We start from the raw sequence: 23,865 nt of genomic DNA, 5'->3' as shown, positions 1-23,865 counted from the left end.
GAGCAATAAAATTACGCACCGCTCAAACAACAGGCGGTGCCAGTTGCTTTTGCAGACGATCCGCGGTCGCAGCTTTTCCATTGGTCCGAAAGCAGAATTTCTTCTGCTACACGCTCGCTATATACTATGATATATAACGATGGCGGCGCGCAGGGGTATCTGCCAGCCGCTCGTGCTCTCTCGACAGCGGAGCGCCGCCAGGCCGCGGCGATGGGCCGATGACCTTCGACTCGCAATGCGATCTGGCTGCGCTGGTCTATGAGCGCGGCGAAGACCCCGACCGCGTGCTCGGCGAATTTGCTGCCGATCTCAATTCACAGGGATACCGTGCGGTCGGGCTGCTGCAGGTCGGGCCTCGCGGCGATGAGACCCGCGGACTGTCCGCGCGGCTGGTGCATTCCGGCGAGCAGGTCTCGCTGTATCAGGATCTCGGGCCGATGGCCGAAGGCTGCCGGCTCGATCCGAGCCGCCTGCTCGACGCCGGCGCGCGGGTTGCCTGCGCCCTGGCGCAGGGCGCCGACCTTCTGATCATCAACCGGTTCGGTCAGCAGGAGAGCGAGGGCAAGGGCCTGCTGCATCTGATCGTCGAGGCGCTCAGCGCCGACATTCCGCTCGTGATCGCCGTGCCGAGCCATCGCTTCGACGCCTGGATCAAGTTCGCCGACGGCATGAGCGTGCGGCTGAAGTGCGAGCGGCGCGCGCTCGATCAATGGTGGGGCAAGCTGCATGGTCGCAGCTTTCGCCGTCCCGCCCACCCTCACGTCAGCATCTGCGAGGCGCTGAAGTAATGGGTGGGCGCGACCTGTTGTCGCTTGGATCGGTCGCGAACCGCTTAGTCGACGGCGACCAGCACGTCGGACGCCTTGATCAGCGCCATCGCCGGCTGGCCCTTGGCGAGCTTCAGTTCTTCGGCGGATTCGTTGGTGATCGAAGCGGTTACGATCGCGCCGCCGCCGATATCGATGCGCACATGCGAGGTCGTCGCACCCTTGATGACGTCGACGATGGTGCCCTTGAGCTGATTGCGGGCGCTGATTTTCATGGCTGTCGTCTCCTTAGTCGAGGTTGGCCGGATTGAGTTTACCGTTATATAGTTCTTATATATGACGACCAGTCCGACCAAATGACGAGGCTGCCTGAATGTCCATAGAGGCAACCGTCACGCTGAAGACCAAGGAGATTTCCGGGGTCGGTCGCGACCGCATCCGGCTGCTCCAGGCGGTGGCGCGCGAGGGCAGCATCACGGCCGGCGCCAAGGCGGCGGGCCTCAGCTACAAGGCCGCCTGGGACGCGCTCGACGCGATGACCAACCTGTTCGGCCGTCCGCTGCTGGAAACCCGCACCGGCGGCAAGGCCGGCGGCGGCGCCCAGCTGACGCCGACCGGCGTCAAGGTGATCGAAGCGTTCGGCCGGCTCGAGGCCGAGATGGCACGGGTGTTTCGCAACCTCGAACCCGAACTCGCCGGCAGCGGCATCACCCCGATCAATCTCGTCTCCGGATTCTTTATGAAGACCAGCGCCCGCAACGCCCTTCGCGGCGTCATCACGGACATCAAGGCCGATACCCTCAGCGCCGAAGTTGCCGTGACGGTGTCGCCCGAGACGACGATCTACGCGCTGCTGACCGCCGAGAGCGTGCGCAGCCTCGGCCTCGTGGTCGGCCGCGAGGCGATTGTGCTGATCAAGGCGCCGTTCGTGATGATCGCGCCCGGCCACCAGCCGCCGCTGGTGTCGGCGCGCAATTGCGTGCGCGGCATCGTGCGCCGCGCCGACATCTCCGCCGTCAATGCCGAGATCGTGCTCGACATCGGCGGCGACAAGACGCTCGCGGCCTCGGTCACGGCGCGCAGCGCCGACGACCTCAAGCTCGCTCCCGGTGATCCGGCCTGCGCGGTGTTCGACGCCGCTCACGTCATCGTCGCGATCGACTGACGCGATGCACCGACCATGTTCGTCCCGATCTCATCCTTCCGAGCGGAGCGACATCATCACCAAACGAGGCGCGGGGCCGCGTCGCGCCGCTCGCCTTTTTCCGCAATCACGATCAATGCGTGCTTCAACCAGTAGGAGACTTCCCTTGAAAGCCATTGCCACTCTCAAGCTCGCTCTGTTCGGCGCAGCTTTCGCTGCCGGCCTCGCGTCCGCTCCGGCGCTCGCCGACTCCGCCAAGGTCGCGGTCGCGGCGAATTTTACCGAGCCGGTGAAAGAGATCGCCGCGGCGTTCAAGGCCAAGACCGGGCACGAGGTGGTGCTGTCGTTCGGCGCCAGCGGTCAGTTCTACACCCAGATCACTCAGGACGCGCCGTTCGAAGTATTCCTGTCGGCCGACTCGGCGCGGCCGAAGAAGCTCGCCGAAGAAGGTCTCGGCGTGAAGGACAGCGTGTTCACCTACGCGGTCGGCAAGCTGGTGCTGTGGAGCAAGTCGCCGGGCGTGGTGAAGGGTGAAGAGACCCTGAAGCAGGCCTCGATCGCCAAGGTGTCGATCTGCAATCCGGCCGCCGCGCCCTACGGCGCCGCCGCGGTCGAGACCATGCAGGCGCTGAAGCTGTATGACGACCTGAAGCCGAAGCTGGTCGAAGGCGCCAACATCACCCAGGCCTATCAGTTCGTGCAGACCGGCAACGCCGAGATCGGCTTTGTGGCGCTGTCGCAGGTGATCGGTGACAAGGACGGCTCGCGCTGGATGGTGCCGCAGAATCTGTACAAGCCGATCACCCAGGACGCGGTGCTGCTGAAGAAGGGCGAAGCCAACGCCGCCGCCAAGGCGTTCCTCGACTTCCTCAAGGGCCCGGAGTCGCGCGCGATCATCGAGAAGTTCGGCTACGAAGTCACCACGCCGAAGGCGAGCTGAACTAATCCGCATGAGACGGAGCGTTTCGCGAATGACTCGAGCTGTGCGGCAACTGCTCCCTCTCCCCGCGTGCGGGGAGAGGGCCGGGGTGAGGGGGCTTCTCCTCAAGCCTGAGCCTCTCGGCCGCGCCGAAGCGCCCCCTCACCCGACGCGCACCTTGCGATGCGCGTCGACCTCTCCCCGCACGCGGGGAGAGGTTCGTCCGGCGCGCCTCGCGCAAAGCAGGGCTCGCCCATGACCAGTCTTCCCCCCGATATCTGGCAGCCGGTACGGCTGACCATCGAGCTGGCGGCGATTACCACGGTGATCCTGCTGATCGTCGGCACGCCGATCGCATGGTGGTTGGCGCGGTCGAAAGCGTGGTGGAAGGAAGGGATTGCGGCGGTGGTGGCGTTGCCGCTGGTGCTGCCGCCGACCGTGCTCGGCTTTTATCTTCTGGTGCTGATGGGCCCCGACGGACCGGGCGGCGCGCTGGCGTCGCTGTGGGGCGGTCGCACCGTGGCTTTCACCTTCGGCGGTCTGGTGTTCGGCTCGGTGATCTATTCGATGCCTTTTGTCGTGCAGCCGATCCGCAACGCGTTCGACGCGATCGGCGATCGTCCGCTCGAAGTCGCCGCGACGTTGCGCGCCTCGCCATTGAAGGCGTTCTGGACCGTCGCGATGCCGCTGGCGCGGCCGGGCTTTCTGGCCGGCGCGGTGCTCGGCTTTGCTCATACTGTCGGCGAATTCGGCATCGTGCTGATGATCGGCGGCAACATTCCTGGCAGCACCAAGGTGCTGTCGGTGGCGATCTACGACTACGTCGAGACCTCGCAGTGGCGTGAGGCCAACATCCTGGCCGGCGGCATGGCGGCGTTCGCCTTCGTGGTGATCCTGACGATGATGATGCTGGAAAAGCGAACCGCGCGGATCCGGACATGAGGGCGCTGACACCTCCCACGATTCGTGCAGCGTTTCGCGGCCAGCTCGGCGGCTTTGCGCTGGATGCCGCTTTCACGGTGCCGGCCACCGGCATCACCGGGCTGTTCGGGCCGTCCGGCTGCGGCAAGTCCAGCGTGTTGCGCTGCCTCGCCGGCCTGCAGCATCTGCCCGGAAGTAGCTGCGAAGTCGGCGGCGAGGTTTGGCAGGACGATGCGACGTTCCTGAAGCCGCATCATCGTCCGATCGGCTACGTGTTCCAGGAGGCCAGCCTGTTTCAGCACCTGTCGGTGAAGGCCAATCTGCTGTACGGCGCGCCGCGCGAGTCCGGCAAGGCCCATGCCGACGAGGTCGAGTTCGACGAAGTGATCGAACTGCTCGGGCTTGCGAAGCTGCTGGCACGCTCGCCGCGCAATCTGTCCGGCGGCGAGCGCCAGCGCGTCGCGATCGGCCGGGCGCTGCTGTCGCAACCGAAACTGTTGCTCATGGACGAGCCGCTGTCGGCGCTCGACCGGCTCACCAAGGACGAGATTCTGCCGTTCCTGGAACGGCTGCACGCGCGGCTGTCGCTGCCGGTGATCTATGTCAGCCACGACATCACCGAGATCGAGCGGCTCGCCGATCATCTGGTGCTGATGCAATCAGGCAGGGTCTTGGCGGTTGGTCCGCTCACCGAGCTGCAGAGCGATCCGAAACTGCCGCTGGCGATCGCACGCGATGCGGCGGTGAATTTCGATGCCGAGGTCGAAAGCTATGACGCCGACTACGGCCTGGTGAGGTTGCAGATCGACGGCGGGCGATTGCTGGTGCCATCGACGCCGGTCGCGACCGGCGAACTCCGCCGGGTTCGCATCGCCGCCAGCGACGTCAGCCTGGCGCGCGAGCTGCCGCAGGCGAGCTCGATCCTCAACGCGATCGCGGCGCGGATCGTGACCACGTCGCCGGTCGGTGCCAACGAGATGCTGGTGGTGCTGGCGCTCGGGCGCGAAGGCCATGGCGGCCGGCTGCTGGCGCGTCTGAGCCGGCGGTCATGGGATCTGTTGCAACTGGCCGAGGGCGTCGACGTCTATGCGCAGATCAAGGGCGTCGCGCTTGCACCGGGACGCGACGGCCACGCGTAGTTGGCGGGCTACGACGCGCCGCGAGTCGGCACGAACTTCGCATTCTCCATTCTGATCGCTGCCACGGCGGCGCTGGCGACTACGCGACTACCAGTCGTGTCGGGTCAGCGACGACGTGCGTCCGTATCTGATGGAGGAGAGTCGACAATGTCGTTTGAGAGCAATCAACTGATGCCGATCGCGGCGCTGCGCGGCGGGCCCGGCACGCCGGCCGCCGACGTGCTCACCGCGTTCGCGCTGCGTCGCAAGGCCGAAGGCATCGACGTCGTCGGCGTGATCGTGCCGCCGGAGGATGCCGGCAGCGGTCATCAGGGACACGGGCATGGTGAAGGTCATGGCGGCGGTCACGAAGGCTGCGAGTGCCGCAGCGAGCTGATCGATATCGCGACCGGCGACCGCTACGCGATGCATCAGGACCTCGGCTCGGGATCGCAGGCCTGCAATCTCAATTCGTCGTCGCTGGCGCTCGCGGCGGGGGCGGTCGAACGCGCGGTGGCGCGCAAGCCGGCGCTGGTGGTGCTGAGCCGGTTCGGCGGCCAGGAGGCGGTGCGCGGCGGGTTGATGTCGGCGTTTCAGGCGGCGATCGCGGCCGGCGTGCCGGTGGCGTGCGTGGTGACGCCGAAGGCCGAGGACGTCTGGAACGACTTCGCCCAGGGGCTGTCGGTGTCGCTGCCGCCGGAGGCGGATGCGCTGGAAGCGTGGTGGCGCGATCACGCCCGCGGGCGGAACGCGGCGTGATCCGACCGGGTCGCGCCCGCTCGGGCGCGATACCAGGTTTCGAACAGGCTTGACGCGTAGGCGCTCTCGTAGCGCCCCGTCAGGTAGGCGGCTGCCGTCTCCAGGCTCTTGCGGCCGGTCCAGGTCGCCGGGTAATCGGATCCGCCGAGCGCGCCCCGCGGTGTCGCGGTCATCCGGATCGCCTCGGCGACGGCGCCGGGATCGCGCCTGGCGCCCACCCGGCACAGCACGCCCAACAGCACCGCAGCCGCCCCCGCCACAATCCCCGCCGCCACATTTGGGTTGCTCCGCTGCACCACTCGGCCTTCCAGGGCCGCGCCCGATACGCTGGTGCCGGGAATGGCGATGCCGATATCGCCGAGGTCGCGGCATTGGCCGCCGAGGAGCTGGCCGACGCTGTCGAGGGCTGCGACCGGCAGCAAGTTCAAGGTGCCGCAACGGCGCAGCAGCGTGGTGCAGCCCTTGCTGCCCGCGCTGGTGACGATCAACACATTGCTGGCGTTGCACTTGGCGATCGCGTCCGCCAGCGCGAAGCCCGGATACCAGGGTCGTTCGAATGCTCCGGCACCAATCAAGATGATGTCGGCACCAAAATCGAGTGAGCGCGTGATCGCGTCGGCAAGATCGGCTTGTCCGCACACCGATCGGTTCTGGCTGAAGATTGGCGCCAGCAAACCGCTGCACATCGGGGCGAGGCCCTCTACCGACCGGCAGGGCTGCCCGAACAGGAGGCTGGCCAAATGGGTGGCTTGCGCGCTCGCTGGGGCGTCGTCGCCGGCGCGCTGGGCGGCTGCGGTGTTGATGGGCTTGAGGGGCGCGCCGATGAAACAGTCATGGGTGCGGTCGACCAATCCGTCGAGCAACGCCACGGTAACATCGCGCTCGCCGCCGCCGAACGCGAACAGAAGCTCCTGGTGGAGCTCGCTTCCAGACACGCTAACCATAACCCCGCCCGTATCTTCCGCCGTTTCACATGCGATTCGCTCGCATATCGTTGCCACGCTCGCCCGCTGCAACCGACGGTATATGTCTCTTTGTTCCTCAATTTTTCAATCGGTCAAGAGACATCTTGCATATTCCCTTATTGGGTCTAGTTCCGCCTCCTTATCGATCGGCCTCCAGCGTGAAAATGGCGTGATAGACGCGTGAAAAGTGCTAGTTTGAGCGGAGAGGCAGGAAGGATACGGGATGACGGCGGCAAACTCGGAGCGATATGCGCTTCGGCTGCTTGGGCCCTTCGAGCTTACGGCGCCCGGCGGGCGCCGGGTCGAGATTACCAGCAAGAAGGGCATCGCCGTCGTCGCGATGCTCGCCTTGTCGCGCGACGGTGCGCGCAGCCGCGGTTGGCTGCAGGATCGACTGTGGGGTAGTCGGCGCAAGGCGGAAGCCGCCGGCAGCCTGCGCCGCGAGCTGTCGAACCTGCGCAAGGTGCTGAACACGGGCGGCGCCGAACTGCTGCTCAGCGATCGCGATCGCGTACGTCTCCGTACAGATCTGATCGACATCGATCTGTTCGTGGCGCGCTCCGGCCGCGCAAACGGCGAATTCCTCGAAGGACTTGATATTTCGAGCGAGCGCGGCTTCGGCGAATGGCTGCGGGAGCAGCGCGATGCGCTGGTGCCGCCGGCCCAAGACGTTGTGGTTTCGGCGGTGACGGGCGGCGCCGGTACGCTGCCGACTCACATCGTCGACATCTCGACCCCGCCGGTGGGCTTCGCCGGCCGTCCCGCGATCGCGGTCTTGCCATTCGCCAACGCCACCGGCGACGAGACGCTGGACTATGTGGCCGAAGGCATTGGCGAGGAGCTGATCGTCGGGCTGTCGCGCATCCGCTGGCTGCCGGTGATCTCGCGCAACTCGAGCTTCTCGTTCACCGAGAGCGACGATCGCAAGCTGATCGGCCAGCGGCTGGGCGCGCAGTACCTCGTCGAGGGCCGGCTGTATCGCGCCTACGACTCCTATGGGGTGTCGGCCTCCCTGGCCGAGGCGATCACCGGCTATTCGCTGTGGTCGCGGCGGTTCACGCTGCAATCCCCGGCGGCGCATGACGAGCTCGTGCAGTTCGTCAACGAACTGGTGGCGCAACTCGAAAGCCGGATCGAGCATGCCGAGCAGATCCGTATCCGCGGCAAGCGCCAGGACAAGCTCGGCGTTTGCGATCTGATCTGGCGCGGCCGCTGGCATCTCAACCGGCTGACGCGCGCGGATTCCGAGATGGCGCAGAAGCTGTTCGCTGAGGCCCTGGCGCTCGATCCGGACTCGCCCGAAGCCTTGATCCAGGCAACGGCGGCGCTGGCGTGGTCGATCTGGGCCGGCCGCCAGCCGCAGGATCAGGTCCAGCGGATGCGCAAGCTGTCGCAACAGGCGATGCTGGCCGATCCCGATGACGGTCGCGGCTTCATGCTCGCCGGCATCGCCGAGATGTGGCTGCGCCATCCGCTCGAGGCGAAGAACCTGCTCAGGCAGGCGATCACGCTCACCCCGAGCCTGGCGCTGGCGCACGCTCAGCTCGGCGGCTGCTTCAACCTCGCCGGCGAGCCCGATCGGGCGATCGTTCAGCTCAAGACCGCGATGCGGCTGTCGTCGAATGATCCCAACATCTTCTATTCGTTGGGCGAGCTGGCGCTCGCCTATACGATGCTGGGGCAGTGGCCGGAGGCGATCGAGCACGCCACGCTGGCGCTGGCGCGGCGCCCTGCCTATTGGTACGCGCATGTTCTGAAGATCAACGCGCTGGCGCGGATCGGGCAGCTCGACGCGGCACGGATCGCCTGCGACGAGCTACTCGCCATCAAGCCGAATTTCTCCAAACGATTTCTGGATTGGCTGCCGTTCGTCGATCGCACCTGGGTCGATCACTTCGTCCAGGGGCTCAAGATGGTGCCGGGACGGCCGTCAGATTGGCCGGAGCGGGAAACCCACGAAACCGCTGCGTAGCATCGATCCGGCTAACAGGATCAGAGGCGCATTCGCGCCTGCTGCTATGCGCGTCAGATCTGCTGCGCGACCTGTTCGAGGCCCATGGCGCGGGCGAGCTTGCGGACTTCCTGCTTCTGATCCTCGCGCAGTTGAAACAGCAGCGGCATCGCGGCGTATTTGAGCTGCTGGACTTCGGCGCTGTCCGGATCGATCGGCGGTGCGCTGCTGTCGCGGCCGCGCGCAGTCGCATGCAGCTTGCGGCCGATCGCGCGCAGTGCCTGCTCGACCGACGGCCAATAATACTCCTGCGACGACGACAGATTGAGGCGAGTCTTGATCTGTGCGATCTGGCCGTCGCTGAGCAGCGCTTCCTTCGCGGCAGGCTTGGGCTTCGGCTTCTGGAGCGGAGTTGTAGCGATCACCGGCGGCAGCGTGGTGACCGCTTTGGGCGCTGCGACGCTAGGGTCCGAAGGAGCCGCTTCCGGGATTGCGGCAACCGGCAGATCATCGGTCGCGTAAGCGAGCTGTAGCGGCTTGGCCGGCACGGTCGCGTCCGCCGTGGTGGTCGCGGCTTGATCGTCGGCGGGCTGGTCTTGCGCGGCCTGAACTTCAGGTTCGTCCGGCTGCAGCGCGACTTCGAGCTTGTCGGCCTTGAATTCGCGGTTGCTGATAGGACGCTCGACCGCGGCCACGCCGGCCAGTCCCGCGGCGGGAACGCTGGCGCGGGCCAGAATGCTGGCGGCGGACGCACTCGCCAGGAGCACGCACACCAGCGCAGAAAGAGTGACGGCTTTGGTCAAGCTGATCTCCGTCGCGGCGACGAATGGATGTTCGTATCGCGCAAGAATGCAGAGGAAATATGGCTGTTAGTGGTAACTATGAGCAGTTCCGCGGGGTGCTTGGTTCCGGTGCCCGAGGCTGTCGATCAGGCTGCCGCGTACATCGGCATCTCGGCCAGCTCATAGGCTTCCTGAATATCAGCGACGATTTCGGAAGCTTCCCACAGCGCGTCGGGGGCGACCGACTGGATGCTAATTGTCCAGTTGCCGCCCTTGCGGGTGCGCGGCGTCCCGACGATTTCGAAGCGCACGTCGCGGCACAGCGGATGGCGATGCAGCGCGTGCGCGACCCGGATGCGGAGTTCGTCGAGGGTCGCGGAAGTCTTTTCGACATGCAGCATGGCGAGGTCCACTTCGGCTGTGGTGTACGCCAACGATGCAGGATCGGTCATCGAACGGGCCCGCATCGCGGCGGCCCTATTGATGTGCCGAGGATGGTTAATGCGGTGTTAAACTGATTCTGAGGGCTTGGTCGCCTCGTTGAAATACCTGGAGTGATCCCTGCTATCCACAGGCCGGTGTGATCAGCTCAGCGCTGTTCGACCACGAGGTTCTGGATCGCACGGCCGAAATAACCGTGGACGTCTGCGAGCTTCGACGAGGCGATCCCGGCGCCGTCCGGCCCCAGCCACATCTCGGAGTTCAGCAGTACCCAGTCGCCGACCGGCTGCCGCGCGAAGAACACGTTGAGGTCGGCGTTGATGAAGGTCCAGTGCTTGAAGTCGAGGATCGACGAGGTCGCGTTGCTGAAGTCAGCGGCGACCACCGCGCGCATCGCCTGCGAGGTCGGTTGCCCTTCGACCAGGGCGCGGTCGGCACGATACCAGGTGGCACCGGGGCCGATCTCGCCGAAGCCGCCATAGACCTTCCGCAGCGACATGCCGCCGACGAACGGATTGCGGGTGAAGCCGGGGTCGAGGACCGGGCAGTCGTCGGGATGCGGCACGTCGAGCGGCGGATGCTCGATGTCATCCGGCAGATCAGGTGGGGCGACGCGGATCTTCAGCACCGTGGCGCCGACCACGATGACGCCCTTCGAGAGTAGCCGCACGGCGCAGAGCTGAATCTTGCGGCCTTCGCGCAGTACTTCAGTCTGGTAGGTCAGCGGTCCCACCGGGACCGGCCGCAACAGGTCGACGGTGACGCGTGAGATCTGCATCGGCGACGGCGTCGGGATCTGCTCGGCGAGATAAGTGACCAGGGCAGACGGCGGCGAGCCGTGCTGCATCGTCGGGTCCCACGGCCCCGCCGCGTTCGGGCTGGTTTCGATATTGATGCCGTCGATGCGATAGATGGAGTCCATGCGGTGACTTCCACGAGCTGGGCTGGCGAGATCGGAGCTTTCCCCGTCATTGCGAGCGAAGTGAAGCAATCCAGAGCGCGGTGCACGGAGCTGGATTGCTTCGTCGTTTCACCCCTCGCAATGAGCGGGGTTAGCAGAGGAGACGACGGTTATTGCCTCACAGCGGCGGGTCGATCGCCTCGTCGTATTCCTTCTTGAAGCGGGCGATCAGTTCGCCGGCCGGCAGCACTGCGTCGATGCTGCCGATGCCCTGGCCCGCTCCCCAGATCTCCTTCCAGGCCTTCGGCTTGGCGCGCTCGCCGGACTCGTCGGTGCCGAAGTTCATCTTCGACGGATCGGACTGTTCGAGATTGTCCGGGTCCATGCCGGCCGCGACGATCGACGGCTTGAGGTAGTTGCCGTGCACGCCGGTGAACAGGTTGGAATACACGATGTCGTCGGCGCCGGAGGTGGTGATCATCTCCTTGTAGCGGTCGACCGCATTGGCTTCCTTGGTGGCGATGAAGGCCGAGCCGATATAGGCGAAGTCGGCCCCGAGCACGCGGGCGGCACGGATCGCGCGGCCGTTAGCGATCGCGCCGGACAGAGCGATCGGGCCGTTGTACCAGGCGCGGGTTTCGGTGACGAAGGCGAACGGCGACTGCGTGCCGGCATGGCCGCCGGCGCCGGCCGCGACCAGGATCAGGCCGTCGGCGCCTTTCTCGACCGCCTTATGGGCGAACTTCTGATTGATGACGTCGTGGAAGACGATGCCGCCCCAATTATGCGCGGCCTGGTTCAGCTCTTCACGGGCGCCGAGCGAGGTGATCAGCATCGGGACCTTGTGCTTTTCACAAAGCGCGAGGTCGGCATCGAGCCGGTTGTTGGATTTGTGCACGATCTGGTTGACGGCGAACGGCGCCGACGGACGCTCGGGATGCGCCTTGTCGTAGGCCGCGAGCTCTTCCTTGATCTGGTGCAGCCACTCGTCGAGCAGCGCGGCGGGACGCGCGTTGAGCGCCGGAAACGACCCGACTACGCCGGCCTTGCATTGCGCGATCACCAGCTCGGGACCCGAAATAATGAACAACGGTGAGCCGATCACCGGGACCGAGAGGCGGCCCTTGAACAACGCAGGCATGGGCATTTCGAGTTTCTCCTTGTTTGTTGTGTTTGGCGGCGCGGCCGCGGCGACACAAAAGCAAGCGAGGAACCGACCTGCAAGGTGGGATTTGGCGAATTCGTAGCCTTTCGACGCAAGCGCACGTTTCGTCGCAGTGATCAGCCGCCGACTACTGGCACCATGCCCGTGTGACGAAATTTTCCGTGCGGCAATCGCCTGGTTCGCGCGGCCGTCCGGGGATCAGCACCTTGGCCGAGCACTTCTCGGTCGCATCGACGCCGAGGCTTTTGCCGCCGCCATAGCCTTTCGACCGGCACAGGATGTCGGCCGCGGCCTGGCAGTCGGCGCCGCTGCCCGGCGCCGCGGGACAAACCTGCCTTCCGCTGACCATCGACGGCACGATCGGTGCCGATGATGCGGCCGGAGCAGGCGGAGGAGGCGGCGCAGGCGGAGGTGACGGCGGCCTGCCGCCGATAGGCGGCGGAGGCGGTGGTGGAGCAGTCTGTGACGATGCAGGTGGTCCTGCCGGACTCTGTTGGGGCGGTGGCGGAGGGGTCGGCGGGGGAGGCGGCGGCGCGTCCTTGCTGTCGCTGCCGAACGACGGCAGCAGCGACGACGGCGTCTTCAGCAGCTTCTGGATTTCATCGACCAGGCCCGGATTGTCCGTGCGCGCTGGTGGAGGTGGCGGCGGCCGGTCGGCCGGCGGCGGGGGCGCGTAATTCTGCGCCAGCGCGGGGATGCCGAGCAGGGCTGTCGCGAGCATCGCGGCTGTGAAAATGCCGACGCGGCGCGGCACGAGACGCCGGCGCAACCTGCGGTTCGAGATAGGCATGGCCCAGCCTACGCCGATGCGCCGGCGGAGAGAAGGCTATTCGCCGTCCCCGCTAGACCAGCTTGAAGGCGATGACGAAGCCGAGGACCAGCACCACCGCGCCGATCGTCACCCACAGGCCGAGCCGCTTTTCGATCTGCTCGCGGATCACCACGCCATAGCGGTTCAGCACGACCGCGACGATGAAGAACCGGCCACCGCGGGCAATGATCGAGAACAGGATGAACAGCCAGATGTCGTAGCCGGCAAAGCCCGAGGTGATGGTGACGAGCTTGTACGGGATCGGGGTGAGGCCCTTGAGCAGGATGATCCAGGCGCCCCATTGGGCGTAGCCGGCGCGAAACGCCTCGACCTTGTCGCCATAGCCGTAAAGCTGGATCAGCCAGTGCCCAACCGAGTCGTACAGCAGTGCGCCGATCGCGTAACCGACGACGCCGCCGGCCACCGAGGTGACGGTGCACAGCGCCGCGTAGAACCAGGCGCGTTGCGGCCGCGCCAGTGACATCGGAATCAGCATCACGTCCGGCGGGATCGGGAAGAATGAGCTCTCCGCGAAGGAGACCATCCCCAGAATCCAAAGGGCGTAGGGCTTGTGGGCGGCGTCGATGCACCAGTCGTAGATTTTGCGCAGCATGGGGCGCGATCAACCATTCCGTCGCCGGTTTGTCCATGGCGCAAAAGGCACAGATGCTGGAGAACGGGATGCCGGAAACCGCGGGGCGAGAGGAAGTGAGTTCAGCGATGCTTGCGCACGGCGCGGGTGTCCTGCGGGATCACGGGACGTCGCGTCGCGTGCGGCGCGGCCGGCTTGCCGATCCGCGATTTCGGCAGCTTCTCGGCGATGCCGAGCAGGTTCTCGCGGCGGCGCATTTCGGCCCAGACGTCCTCAGGGCGGACGCCCGCCGAAGCCCACAGCACCGTCAGATTGTAGAGAAGGTCGGCGCTTTCGCGGATCACCGCCTCGCGATTACCGTTGACCGCGTCGATCACCACTTCGATCGCCTCTTCGGCGAGCTTCTTGGCCATCTTGCCGGAGCCGCGCTGAAACAGCCGAGCGGTGCGCGACGTCGCCGGATCGAGATCCCGTGCCGCCAGCACGGCCTGATAAAGGCGGTCGAGCGAATCAGCCATTCCAATAGCTTAGCTGATTTCGATGTCAGTCGTGTAAACGCAACTCAGGCGCGATCTCCGACCTTAGAGGCAGAACAATCGCGCCTGGGGGCTGAATTCCAGCGGTCAGTAGCCGTAGTAGTACGGTTGCCGGCCATAAGGTGCGCCATAATAGCGCGGCCCCCCGTAATAACCCGGGCCCGGCCCATAGTAGTAGCGGTACCGGCTCTCGTAAGCGTCACGCTGCGCCTGGGCGGCGGCGATCGCTCCGATCGTGCCGACGATCCCGACGAAGGCCGCCGCAGCTGCCGCATTGCCATTGCCGCCACGCCGGGCGTAGCGGCGCTTGCGCGCGCTGACGTCGGTCAGCGGAGCCGCTTCGGTCGCCGGAGCTGCGGTCTGTATCTTGTTGGACGGTGCGGCGAATGCCGCAGCGGGTTCGAGCGCTGGTACGGCCAGCGCCAGAGCGGTCACGAGCGCGACGGTCCGGCCGCCCGACGACCACAAGGATTTGCGCTTCTGCATCTGGATCCTCCGCCTGACGGGGCGTGTCTGGGTGATCTGCCAAGACAACCCCAGTCATGGACCTAAGGTTCCATAACGGAAACACAAGGGACGATGCGACGGCGGGACAGCTGGTTCGCAGCTCGATCAAGAAAATGGCCGGGACGGTGCCCGGCCATTTGAACCAATGCGATCAGTAGTTTGGCTGCGACATCAGCCCTCGGCGAGCTGCTGATCGAGGTCGTGCAGCACCTGGTAGCAGGGCAGCACCTGGGCGACGGACGAATTCGGCTCGCGGCCTTCGCGGATCGCAGCGAAGAACTCGCGGTCCTGCAGCTCGATGCCGTTCATCGAGACATCGACCTTGGAGACGTCGATCTTCTCTTCCTTGCCGTTCACCAGATCGTCGTAGCGGGCGATGTAGGTGCCGTTGTCGCAGATGTAGCGGAAGAAGGTGCCGAGCGGGCCGTCATTGTTGAACGACAGCGACAGCGTGCAGATCGCACCGTTGGCGGCCTTGAGCTGGATCGACATGTCCATCGCGATGCCGAGGTCGGGATGGATCGGGCCCTGCACCGCGTTAGCCTTCACGATCGGCGAACCCGCCTGATAGGCGAACAGATCGACTGTGTGGGCGGCGTGGTGCCACAGCAGGTGATCGGTCCAGCTCCGCGGCTGGCCGAGCGCGTTCATGTTGGTGCGGCGGAAGAAGTAGGTCTGCACATCCATCTGCTGGACGTTCAGCTCCCCGGCCTTGATCTTCTTATGGATGTACTGATGGCTTGGATTGAAGCGGCGGGTGTGGCCGCACATCGCCACCAGGCCGGTCTCCTTCTGCAGATCGACCACCGCCTGCGCATCCTTCAGCGAGTCGGCCAGCGGGATTTCGACCTGGACGTGCTTGCCGGCGCGCAAACAGTCGATGCCCTGTTGCGCGTGCATCTGGGTGGGCGTGCAGAGGATGACCGCATCGACTTCCTTCAGCGCCAGCGCGTCGGACAGTTCGGTCGAGACGTGCGCGATGCCGTACTTCTTGGCGACGTCCTGGGTCGGCTCCAGCCGGCGCCCGATCAGCGACACCACTTCGACGCCGTCGATGTTCTTGATGCCGTCGAGATGCTTGATGCCGAACGCACCCGCTCCCGCGAGGGCGACCTTGATCGTCTTTGCCATGTCAGGCGTTCTCCAGAATGAGGTGGCCGACCGCAGTGTTGCTGGCCGGGACGTGGTAGAAACGGTGGGCGACCTTGGGCTTGGGGCCGCCGGCGACATCGCTCATCGCGCCGCGCGCGATCAGCCACATCACCAGCTCGATGCCCTCGGAGCCCGCCTCGCGGACGTAGTCGATATGCGGCTTCTGCGACAGCCCATCGGGATCATTGATGATCTGGTCGAGGAAGGCGTTGTCCCATTCGCGGTTGATCAGACCGGCGCGCGGCCCCTGGAGCTGATGGCTCATGCCGCCGGTGCCCCAGATCTGTACGTTGAGATCCTCGTCATAGGACCGGATGGCGCGGCCGATCGCCTGCCCGAGCATGTAGCAGCGCCGGCCCGACGGCACCGGATACTGCACGACGTTGACGGCGAACGGGATCACCGGGCAGGGCCAGGCCTGCGGCTCGCCGCACATCAGGCTGAGCGGCACGGTGAGCCCGTGATCGACATCCATCTTGTTGACGATGGTGAGGTCGAAATCGTCCTGGATCACCGACTGGGCGATATGGGCGGCGAGCCGCGGATGGCCGACCACTTTCGGCACCGGGCGCGGGCCCCAGCCTTCGTCGGCCGGCTGATACTCGGCCGCGGTGCCGATCGCGAAGGTCGGAATCAGGTCGAGACTGAAGGCGGTGGCGTGATCGTTGAACACCAAAAAGATCACGTCGGGCTTCTGGTCCTTCAGCCATTGCTTGGAGAACTCGTAGCCCTTGAACACCGGCTTCCAATAGTCTTCGCCGGTCTTCTGCATGTCGATCGCGGCGCCGATCGCCGGAACGTGCGAGGTGTAAACGCTGGCGGTGATACGGGCCATTACTTCTTCTCCCCGACGTAGCGATTACCCTCGATCGGGCGGCCGCCGCCGACCATCATGTTGCGATATTCCTCTTCGGTCATCCCGGTCATCGAGCCCGCCATCTGCTGGAAGCTCTTGCCGTCGGTGGCGCCGATCTTGGCCAGGAAGTAGATGTTGCCGCCGAGCGCGATGCAGCGATTGAGATCGCGATCGAGCACCGCCTGCTTCTGCTCCTCGGTCATCGGCCACTCGTCGAGATAAGCGCGCTCGTCCGCCTTGAAGCGGGCGCGGTTCTCGGGCTTCATCAGCGACATGCAGAACTGGTTGAGATGATAGCCCTGGCGCGACATGTCGGCGTCGAAGATCGTGGTGCCGGGCACGTCCTTGTAGGGTTTGTCGAGGGGCATGGCGGGGTCTCCTCTAAGACTTGTTAGTTACGAAACGGGCGGCGGCCGCTCCCTCTCCCCGCGGCGGGGAGAGGTGAGGTCCGCGCACGCCGCGCGGGCGATCGGATCATTTCTCCTCCGGCCAGTACAGCCGCATTGGGTTGTCGACCAGCAGCTTGCGTTGAAGTTCCGGCGTCGGCGCGATGTGGGGAATGAAGTCGACGAGCAGGCCGTCGTCCGGCATATGGTCCTTCAGGTTCGGATGCGGCCAGTCGGTTCCCCACAGCACGCGGTCTGGGAAGGTCTCGACGATGCGGCGGGCGAACGGGATCACGTCGCGATAGGCGTTTTGCTCGCCGTTCAGCGCCGGCGGGCCGGACACCGAGAGCCGCTCCGGGCAACTCACCTTCGACCAGACATTGGCATGCTCGCGCATGAATTTGACGAACAGCTCGAACTCCGGGCCGTCGACCGGCTTGGTGACGTCCGGCCGGCCCATGTGGTCGACCACCACGGTGGTCGGCAGCGCGGTGAAGAAGTCCCACAGCTCGGGCAGGTCGACCGCCTCGAAATAGATCACCACATGCCAGCCGAGCTCTTTGATGCGCCCGGCGATCTCGACCAGCTCGTCCTTCGGGGTGAAGTCGACCAGCCGCTTGACGAAGTTGAAGCGCACGCCGCGGACGCCGGCGTCGTGCATCGCCTGCAGTTCGGCATCGGTGACGCTGCGCTTCACCGTGGCGACGCCGCGCGCCTTGCCGTTGGAATGCACCAGCGCATCAACCATCGCCCGGTTGTCGGCACCGTGGCAGGTCGCCTGGACGACGACGTTGCGGGAAAAGCCGAGATGGTCGCGCAGTGCGTAGAGCTGTTCATTGGACGCATCACACGGCGTGTACTTGCGCTCCGGTGCGAACGGAAACTCGTCGCCCGGCCCGAACACATGGCAATGCGCATCGACCGCGCCCGCCGGCACTTTGAAGCGCGGCTTCGATGGGCCTTGGTACCAGTCCAGCCAGCCGGGGGTCTTTTCGAAGGTCATTCAATTACTCGTCCAAGTCAGCGCGATTCAACTGTGCGCTCGTTGAAGTCATCATGTTCAGCCTCGGCCTCTCGTCTCCCCTCCCCCTTGCGGGGAGGGGTCGGGGGTGGGGGTCCCCAGGCGCCGCGACTCGTGGACCCCCACCCCGGCCTCCGCTTCGCTCGGCCGACCCTCCCCGCAAGGGGGGAGGGGTGCCATGAGCGCTTCGGCCAATTACGTCAGCCACTCCGCCGTCAATAACTTCGGCATCACGTCTTCGTCTCGTCCTTTACCTTCGCCAAAATCCGATCCGCTTCCGTCCGCCAGTCCGGACTCCGCGCGAAGCCGGTTGCGCCGCGGGTGCCGAACAGGCCTTCGTCGGCGAGGTCTGCCACCCAGGCTTGCCGCTCCGCGGTGCCCTGCGCCGACCATGGCGTCAGGCCGGCCTCGCGCACCGTCTCGGCGACTTCGCGCACTTCCTCGGCGCGGCGGCGGCCGTGTTCGATCACGCGCTGGAAGAAGTAGGCCCCCTGCTTCTCCCAATCGATCGACGGAAACGTCTCCTGCAGCGATGCGATCACCGCGTCCTCGACGCCGTAGGCACGCGCGGTGGTGAAGCTCTCGATCACCATCGCCTCCAGCCCCTTGATCATGATGCTGCGGCACATCTTGGTGGCGGACGCGACGCCGAGCTGGTCGCTCGCGGGCTTGGCGGCGAAGCCGAGTGTATTGATCAGCGGCGCCAGCTCTGCCGCGTAGGCCCCGCCGAGCAGCAGCGGCACCTTGATCCGATACGGCGGCACCGAGGTCATCACCGCGCCTTCGACATAGCGACCTTGAGCGCCGTCGATCAGGGAGGCTGCGCGCTGCTTGGCGCCGGGCGAGGCTGAGTTGAAGTCGAGAAACCAAGTGCCTTGGTTGATGGCGCCGGCGCAGGCTTCGGCCACCGCTACGGTCTGGCTCGCCGTCACCGCCGAGATGATGAAATCGCTGCGGGCTGCAAGCTCCGCATGCGACGTCGTCAGCGCAACGTCGTGGCGGCTGGCGTGTTCGCGCTGCGGCCCGCCGCGATCGTCGGCGAGCTTGACGTCATAGGCCGCGACCTTGACGCCCTGCGCGCGCAAATCCTCGGCGAGAATCTTGCCAACCTCGCCGTAGCCGACGATCCCGACCTGCCACTGTTTCGGAGCGCTGCTCATCAGTCGATGTACTTCAGGCCGGCTTTTTCCAGCGGCTCGCGCATCTTGTACATGTCGAGGCCGAGCACGCCTGACGCCAGCTTGGCGCGTTTGTCGGCCTCGTTGGCCTCGCGGGCTTCGGCCGCATCGGCTGCCATCTGTGCGACTGCGGCCGGCACCACCACGACGCCGTCGTCATCGGCAATCACCACATCGCCGGGCGTGATATGGGCGCCGGCGGCCACCACCGGAATGTTGACCGAGCCGAGCGTCGCTTTCACCGTGCCCTTGGCGTGGATCGCCTTGGACCACACCGGAAAGTTCATCTGGGTGAGATCGCGAACGTCGCGGACGCCGGCGTCGATGATCAAGCCGAGCGCGCCGCGGGCGCGGAAGCTGGTCGCCAGCAGGTCGCCGAAGAAGCCGTCGGTGGAATCGGCGGTGCAGGCCGCGACCACGACATCGCCCGGCTGAATCTGCTCGGCGACCACATGCATCATCCAGTTGTCGCCCGGTTGCAGCAGCACGGTGACGGCGGTGCCGCAGATATGGGCGCCCGGATAGATCGGCCGCATATAGGGCTGCATCAGGCCGACGCGGCCCATCGCCTCGTGCACGGTGGCGACGCCGAACCGCGACAGCTTCTCGACCGCCGCCTTGTCGGCGCGGTCGATGTTGCGCTTGACGATGCCGAGATCGTTCATCCGTACGGTCATGATTACTTGCCCTTCGCCTTGAGCGCAGCATCGAGCCGCGGATAGACGCGGCGGGCGTTGCCTTCGTAGATCTGCTGCTTCTCTTCCGGCGTCAGGATGGTCGACGCCTCGATGTAGCGCTTGGTGTCGTCGTAGTAGAAACCGGTCCGCGGATCGATGCCGCGCACCGCGCCGATCATCTCGGAGGCGAACAGCACGTTGTCGACCGGAATCACGGTGTTGAGCAGGTCGATACCCGGCTGGTGATACACGCAGGTGTCGAAGAAGATGTTGTTGAGGACGTGGTCCTCGAGCAGCGGCTTCTTCATCTCCTGAGCGAGGCCGCGGAAGCGGCCCCAGTGATACGGCACCGCGCCGCCGCCGTGCGGGATCACGAATTTCAGCTCCGGGAAGTCCTTGAACAGATCGCCGGCGACGCACTGCATGAACGCGGTGGTGTCGGCGTTGAGATAATGCGCGCCGGTGGTGTGGAAGCAGGCGTTACAGCTGGTCGAGACGTGGATCATCGCCGGGATCTGGAGCTCGACCATCTTCTCGTAGATCGGATACCAGATCCGGTCGGTCAGCGGCGGCGAGGTCCAGTGCCCGCCCGACGGATCGGGATTGAGGTTGATGGCGACGAAGCCGTACTCCTTGACGCACTTCTCCAGCTCGGGAATGCACGTCTTTGGATCTACGCCGGGCGACTGCGGTAGCATCGCAGCGCCGATGAAATTGTCGGGGAACAGCTGCGAGACGCGGTAGCACAGCTCGTTGCAGATCGCCGCCCAGGTCGACGACACGTTGAAGTCGCCGATATGGTGCGCCATGAACGAGGCGCGCGGAGAGAACACCGTGAGGTCGCTGCCGCGTTCCTGCATCTTCTTGAGCTGGTTCTCGATGATCGAAGCGCGCAGCTCGTCGTCCGAAATCTTTAGCTCGGATACTTTCGGCATCACGGACGGATCCTTGATGCCGGCGATCTGCCGGTTACGCCAATCCTCCAGCGCCTTCGGCGCGGTGGTGTAGTGGCCGTGAATGTCGATAATCATCGTCGGATGCCTCTGATTAGTTTCTTGCCGTCATTGCCGGGCTTGACCCGGCAATCCATCGCTCTTCGGAAGATGGATGCGCGGGTCAAGCCCGCGCATGACGTCGGTTATGTGGTTGCCTGCTCGCCAACTCAGCGAGCATCGATGCTAGTCTTGTCTTTTCGATCCCTCACCCCGCGCGCCGCAGCGCTGCGTCGCTGGTCTGCTTCCCATCCCACACCGAGCCGGGACCATCGCTTCGCCGCGCATGATCAGGCGGGCGGTGCGTAGCAAGGCGGCGCGGGTGACGTTTTGCGGGTTCTGCGGATCGACTTCGATCTCGACCGAGAATTCGCCGGTCGGGTGCTCAACGGAGATCTGCTTCACCGTGCCGTCCGGCACCTGCGCGATGCCTTCGGTGACGCTGCCTTTCAGCACGCAAGCGGTCGCCACCGTCACGGCTGCGAGCACACCGATGGCGTCGTGGCAGACGTGCGGAATGAAGCTGCGTGTCGAGATGTTGCCGCCGGCGCGCGGCGCCGAGATCAGCGTCATCTTCGGATAGTTCTTCGAGGTGACGTCGCCGAGCTGCATCGCGTGGCCGCAGGCGATCCGCAGCTTCTCCAGCCGCGCCTTCAGCTCGGTGTCGGCGTTGAGCTGGGCGACGCCCTCATAGCCGGTGCGGCCGACCGCCTCGGCTCGAAACATCACCAGCGGCATGCCGTTGTCGATGCAGGTCACCTCGACGCCGTCGATCACGTCGCGGACGTTGCCAGTCGGCAGCAAGCCGGGGGCGACCGAGCCCGCGGTGTCGAGGAAGTTGATCTTGATCGGCGCCGAGGTGCCGGGCGCGCCGTCGATCCGCGCATCGCCCTCATATGCGACATGGCCATCCGGCGTCTGCACCGTGATGTCGCACTGCATGTCGGTGTTCAGCGTCAGCACCCGCAGCGTGGTGGTCGGGCCTTGCGGCTTGACCAGCCCGGTTTCGAGCGCGAACGGCACGACAGCGGCCAGCATGTTGCCGCAGTTCGGCGTGGTATCGACCGTGTCTTTGTCAGGCTGGAGTTGTGCGAACAGGAAATCGAGGTCGACGCCGGGCTTCGATCCTTTGGAAACGATGCCGACCTTGCTGGTGAGCGGATGGGCACCGCCGAGGCCGTCGATCTGGCGGCGATCGGGCGAGCCCATCACCGCGAGCAGCACCTTGTCGCGGGTGGCAATGTCGCTCGGCAGGTCGGCTGCATTGAAGAAGGGGCCGCGTGAGGTCCCGCCGCGCATGAACAGGCAGGGAATGGCGGTTTGCATTCGTTTCCTTCCGGATTGTTATTGCTATTTTGGCCGGGCGGCCTGACCGGCGCCACGGCGGGTGGTCTATAACAGCTATCGGCTTCCGGCATGGCAAGCGCCCGTGCCGAAACCGTGAGCCGGAATCAGGTCGGCAGCGTCCGCACCAGGTCGGTCAGCATGCGCATGCTGTGCTGCGCCAGCGGCGTCGGCCGCCGCGTCGCGGACACGACGAGGCAGAGCGCGCTCGCCGGCGCGGGTTGGATCAGCGGACGCATCACCAGCTCGGCCGCCCGCGGCGATGCGGCGACCCCGCTTCGCGTCAGCACCGCGTGGCCGTAGCCGGCGCAGACCAATTCGATGATCGAGGGCACGCTCGACACTTCCCAGGCGATGTCGAGCTTGACGCCGGCCAGCGCCGCCTCGTTCTCCAGCAGCCGGCGCATCGCATGCACCCGTTCGGGAACGATCAGCGGATATTTCGACAGTTCCTTGAACGGCAGCGGAGCCGCTGCGCCGCGGCGCTTACTGGGCGGCGCGTAGCTGACCAGCCCGAGCGGTTCCTGCAGCAACGGCGTGATCTCGATGCCCGGTTGCGCGTCTGGATTGTAGACGAGGCCGACATCGGCGCGGCCGGTGGTGACCCATTCGATGATGTGCGACGACAAGCCTTCGACGATGGCCAGCCGTGCCGACGGCAGGGTGCGCTTGAATTGGTCGATCAGCGGCAGTGTCAGTTGTCGCGCGATCGACGGCGGCAGCCCGATGGTGACGCGGCCGACCGGCGCGTCGCGGCTGGCGCCGAGGTCTTCGCGGGCATGTGCGACCATCTGAATGATGGCGACGGAGTGATCGAACAGCCGGCGTCCGGCCTCGGTCAGCGCCACGCCACGGCCGTTGCGCAGGAACAATTGCTGCCGCAGCTCAGTCTCCAGCCCGCGCACCTGCCGGCTTAGCGCCGGCTGGGCGACATCCAGCACCATCGCGGCCTTGCTGAACGAGCCGAGCTCGGCGACGTGCATGAAATATTCGAGCTGCTTGAGGTTCATCGCCTGATCGCGAGCCCGCCGCTATTGCCGCTCGATGCCGGACTGCTCGATCACGGCGCGCCATTTCTCAATGTCGGCGCGCAGCCGTGCCGCCAATTGATCCGGTGTCGACGGTTTGGCGTCGATGCCGAGTTCAAGCATCTTCTTCTTGAGTGCCGGATCGGCGAGGATCTCCTGCAGCGCCGTGTTCAGCGCGCCGATCACCGCGGGCGGCGTACCGGCCGGCGCGAACAATCCGTTCCAGGATTCGATGCTGGCCTCGATGCCGCTCTCGCGTAGCGTCGGAATATCGGGCGTGATCTTCGAGCGCAGCGGCCCGGTCGCCGCCAGCGCCCGGATCTTGCCGTCGGCGAGGTTGCCCTTCAGCGCCGAATAGCTGTCGATCGTCAGGTCAACGCTGTCCTGCAGCAGCGCCACCAGCGCCTCTGGCGTTCCGCGAAACGGAACGATCACGAAGTCGACGCCGGCCGCGGTCTTGAACAACGCTGCGGCGAGGTTCTGCGTGCTGCCGGTGTTGATGGTGCCGACATTGAGCGCGCCCGGCTTCTGCTTCGCCGCCTTGATCACCTCTTCCAGCGTCTTGAACTTGGACTCGGCGCGGACGGCGAACAGGAAGTCGAAGGTGCCGAGGCTGGAAATCGGCGCGAAATCCTTCACCGGATCGAACGGCAGCTTCTTGAACAGCGACACGCTGATCGCGGTGCCGTTCGACAACAGTGCCAGCGTCGTGCCGTCCGGTGGTGATGAGATCACGGTGCGCGCCGCGGCGATGCCGCCAGCGCCCGGCTGGTTCTCGACATAGAAGCGCTGGCCGAGCTTGGTGCCGAGCTGATCCGCGATCAGGCGGGCCGTAATGTCGGCGACACCGCCGGCCGCGAACGGTAGCACGATCCGAACCGGCCGGGTCGGGTACAGGCCCTGGGCTCGCGCGGACGATGGAATCCTCGCCGCCGCCAAGGCTGCGGCGGCT

General features: G+C 65.6%; 26 protein-coding genes and 1 pseudogene. 7 read left to right on the top strand and 20 right to left on the bottom strand.

Going from position 1 to position 23,865, the window contains the following annotated elements; all coding sequences use genetic code 11:
• Window positions 1-218 precede the first annotated feature (218 nt).
• Window positions 219-788 (top strand): DUF2478 domain-containing protein, encoded by a 570-nt coding sequence (locus tag HZF03_RS23755; RefSeq protein WP_119019434.1) that lies wholly within the window; start codon window positions 219-221, stop codon window positions 786-788.
• Between the two features lie 44 nt (window positions 789-832).
• Here HZF03_RS23755 and HZF03_RS23750 read toward each other — a convergent pair whose 3' ends face one another.
• Window positions 833-1,042, bottom strand: a complete 210-nt coding sequence (locus HZF03_RS23750) for a TOBE domain-containing protein (protein ID WP_011160251.1) — start codon at window positions 1,040-1,042, stop codon at window positions 833-835.
• A 98-nt stretch (window positions 1,043-1,140) separates the two neighbouring features.
• Here HZF03_RS23750 and HZF03_RS23745 point away from each other — a divergent pair, with 98 nt between their 5' ends.
• From HZF03_RS23745 to HZF03_RS23725, 5 genes are all read left to right on the top strand, one after another.
• Entirely contained in the window at window positions 1,141-1,932 is a 792-nt protein-coding gene (locus tag HZF03_RS23745; RefSeq protein ID WP_011160250.1) for a TOBE domain-containing protein, read from the top strand.
• Between the two features lie 145 nt (window positions 1,933-2,077).
• Window positions 2,078-2,851, top strand: a complete 774-nt coding sequence (gene modA, locus HZF03_RS23740; protein ID WP_011160249.1) for a molybdate ABC transporter substrate-binding protein — start codon at window positions 2,078-2,080, stop codon at window positions 2,849-2,851.
• Window positions 2,852-3,085: 234 nt separating this feature from the next.
• Complete coding sequence (modB, locus tag HZF03_RS23735) at window positions 3,086-3,772, top strand: molybdate ABC transporter permease subunit (RefSeq protein ID WP_119019866.1); 687 nt, start codon at window positions 3,086-3,088, stop codon at window positions 3,770-3,772.
• Window positions 3,769-4,890 carry a molybdenum ABC transporter ATP-binding protein gene (gene modC / locus HZF03_RS23730; RefSeq protein ID WP_119019865.1) on the top strand — a complete coding sequence of 374 codons (1,122 nt, stop codon included), beginning with the start codon at window positions 3,769-3,771 and terminating at the stop codon, window positions 4,888-4,890. Before modB ends, modC begins: the two co-directional genes overlap by 4 nt.
• Before the next feature lie 147 nt (window positions 4,891-5,037).
• Window positions 5,038-5,628, top strand: coding sequence for a DUF2478 domain-containing protein (locus HZF03_RS23725; protein WP_011160246.1), 591 nt, complete (start codon window positions 5,038-5,040; stop codon window positions 5,626-5,628).
• Here HZF03_RS23725 and HZF03_RS23720 read toward each other — a convergent pair.
• Window positions 5,601-6,572, bottom strand: a complete 972-nt coding sequence (locus HZF03_RS23720) for a S8/S53 family peptidase (protein ID WP_119019864.1) — start codon at window positions 6,570-6,572, stop codon at window positions 5,601-5,603. The genes HZF03_RS23725 and HZF03_RS23720 overlap by 28 nt on opposite strands.
• Before the next feature lie 244 nt (window positions 6,573-6,816).
• Here HZF03_RS23720 and HZF03_RS23715 point away from each other — a divergent pair, with 244 nt between their 5' ends.
• Window positions 6,817-8,565: a tetratricopeptide repeat protein gene (locus HZF03_RS23715; RefSeq protein ID WP_119019863.1), complete on the top strand. Its 1,749-nt coding sequence runs from the start codon at window positions 6,817-6,819 to the stop codon at window positions 8,563-8,565.
• A 53-nt stretch (window positions 8,566-8,618) separates the two neighbouring features.
• On the opposite strand, the gene HZF03_RS23710 is transcribed toward HZF03_RS23715, so the two are convergent.
• From HZF03_RS23710 to HZF03_RS23625, 18 genes and pseudogenes are all read right to left on the bottom strand, one after another.
• Window positions 8,619-9,347 (bottom strand): hypothetical protein, encoded by a 729-nt coding sequence (locus HZF03_RS23710; RefSeq protein ID WP_119019862.1) that lies wholly within the window; start codon window positions 9,345-9,347, stop codon window positions 8,619-8,621.
• A gap of 125 nt (window positions 9,348-9,472) precedes the next feature.
• On the bottom strand, window positions 9,473-9,727 hold the full coding sequence (locus HZF03_RS23705; RefSeq protein ID WP_107346244.1) for a hypothetical protein: 255 nt from the start codon (window positions 9,725-9,727) through the stop codon (window positions 9,473-9,475).
• A gap of 188 nt (window positions 9,728-9,915) precedes the next feature.
• Window positions 9,916-10,689, bottom strand: a complete 774-nt coding sequence (locus HZF03_RS23700) for a thioesterase family protein (protein ID WP_119019861.1) — start codon at window positions 10,687-10,689, stop codon at window positions 9,916-9,918.
• Between the two features lie 157 nt (window positions 10,690-10,846).
• Complete coding sequence (locus HZF03_RS23695) at window positions 10,847-11,815, bottom strand: NAD(P)H-dependent flavin oxidoreductase (protein ID WP_012497832.1); 969 nt, start codon at window positions 11,813-11,815, stop codon at window positions 10,847-10,849.
• Window positions 11,816-11,960: 145 nt separating this feature from the next.
• Window positions 11,961-12,623 carry a hypothetical protein gene (locus tag HZF03_RS23690; protein ID WP_119019860.1) on the bottom strand — a complete coding sequence of 221 codons (663 nt, stop codon included), beginning with the start codon at window positions 12,621-12,623 and terminating at the stop codon, window positions 11,961-11,963.
• A 52-nt stretch (window positions 12,624-12,675) separates the two neighbouring features.
• The gene (locus HZF03_RS23685) at window positions 12,676-13,257 is read right to left on the bottom strand and encodes a YqaA family protein (protein ID WP_011160238.1); all 582 of its coding nucleotides are present in this window, start codon (window positions 13,255-13,257) and stop codon (window positions 12,676-12,678) included.
• A 101-nt stretch (window positions 13,258-13,358) separates the two neighbouring features.
• Window positions 13,359-13,754, bottom strand: coding sequence for a phosphoribosyl-ATP diphosphatase (gene hisE, locus HZF03_RS23680; RefSeq protein WP_119019859.1), 396 nt, complete (start codon window positions 13,752-13,754; stop codon window positions 13,359-13,361).
• A gap of 105 nt (window positions 13,755-13,859) precedes the next feature.
• Window positions 13,860-14,258: a hypothetical protein gene (locus tag HZF03_RS23675; protein ID WP_119019858.1), complete on the bottom strand. Its 399-nt coding sequence runs from the start codon at window positions 14,256-14,258 to the stop codon at window positions 13,860-13,862.
• A 192-nt stretch (window positions 14,259-14,450) separates the two neighbouring features.
• Window positions 14,451-15,410, bottom strand: a complete 960-nt coding sequence (locus HZF03_RS23670; RefSeq protein WP_119019857.1) for a Gfo/Idh/MocA family oxidoreductase — start codon at window positions 15,408-15,410, stop codon at window positions 14,451-14,453.
• 1 nt (window position 15,411) lies between these two features.
• Window positions 15,412-16,266 carry a class III extradiol dioxygenase subunit beta gene (locus HZF03_RS23665; RefSeq protein WP_119019856.1) on the bottom strand — a complete coding sequence of 285 codons (855 nt, stop codon included), beginning with the start codon at window positions 16,264-16,266 and terminating at the stop codon, window positions 15,412-15,414.
• The gene (gene ligA, locus HZF03_RS23660; RefSeq protein ID WP_119019855.1) at window positions 16,266-16,655 is read right to left on the bottom strand and encodes a protocatechuate 4,5-dioxygenase subunit alpha; all 390 of its coding nucleotides are present in this window, start codon (window positions 16,653-16,655) and stop codon (window positions 16,266-16,268) included. Before ligA ends, HZF03_RS23665 begins: the two co-directional genes overlap by 1 nt.
• 106 nt (window positions 16,656-16,761) lie before the next feature.
• Window positions 16,762-17,676: an amidohydrolase family protein gene (locus HZF03_RS23655; RefSeq protein WP_119019854.1), complete on the bottom strand. Its 915-nt coding sequence runs from the start codon at window positions 17,674-17,676 to the stop codon at window positions 16,762-16,764.
• A 248-nt stretch (window positions 17,677-17,924) separates the two neighbouring features.
• Complete coding sequence (locus HZF03_RS23650; RefSeq protein WP_119020039.1) at window positions 17,925-18,854, bottom strand: DUF1932 domain-containing protein; 930 nt, start codon at window positions 18,852-18,854, stop codon at window positions 17,925-17,927.
• A complete protein-coding gene (ligK, locus tag HZF03_RS23645; RefSeq protein WP_119020038.1) occupies window positions 18,854-19,549 on the bottom strand; it encodes a 4-carboxy-4-hydroxy-2-oxoadipate aldolase/oxaloacetate decarboxylase in 696 nt (231 codons plus the stop codon). Before ligK ends, HZF03_RS23650 begins: the two co-directional genes overlap by 1 nt.
• 2 nt (window positions 19,550-19,551) lie before the next feature.
• Window positions 19,552-20,580: an amidohydrolase family protein gene (locus tag HZF03_RS23640; RefSeq protein WP_119020037.1), complete on the bottom strand. Its 1,029-nt coding sequence runs from the start codon at window positions 20,578-20,580 to the stop codon at window positions 19,552-19,554.
• Window positions 20,581-20,749: 169 nt separating this feature from the next.
• Window positions 20,750-21,867, bottom strand: a pseudogene (locus HZF03_RS23635) (4-oxalomesaconate tautomerase).
• Between the two features lie 125 nt (window positions 21,868-21,992).
• Window positions 21,993-22,895, bottom strand: coding sequence for a LysR family transcriptional regulator (locus tag HZF03_RS23630; protein ID WP_119020035.1), 903 nt, complete (start codon window positions 22,893-22,895; stop codon window positions 21,993-21,995).
• Window positions 22,896-22,916: 21 nt separating this feature from the next.
• A complete protein-coding gene (locus HZF03_RS23625; RefSeq protein ID WP_234832340.1) occupies window positions 22,917-23,783 on the bottom strand; it encodes a tripartite tricarboxylate transporter substrate binding protein in 867 nt (288 codons plus the stop codon).
• Between the last annotated feature and the right edge of the window lie 82 nt (window positions 23,784-23,865).

It is taken from the genome of Rhodopseudomonas palustris (genome assembly GCF_013415845.1).
GTDB classification, from domain to species: domain Bacteria; phylum Pseudomonadota; class Alphaproteobacteria; order Rhizobiales; family Xanthobacteraceae; genus Rhodopseudomonas; species Rhodopseudomonas palustris_F.
The sequence above is the reverse complement of the archived record's forward strand: the minus strand, read 5'-3'. Positions and strand labels throughout refer to the sequence as shown.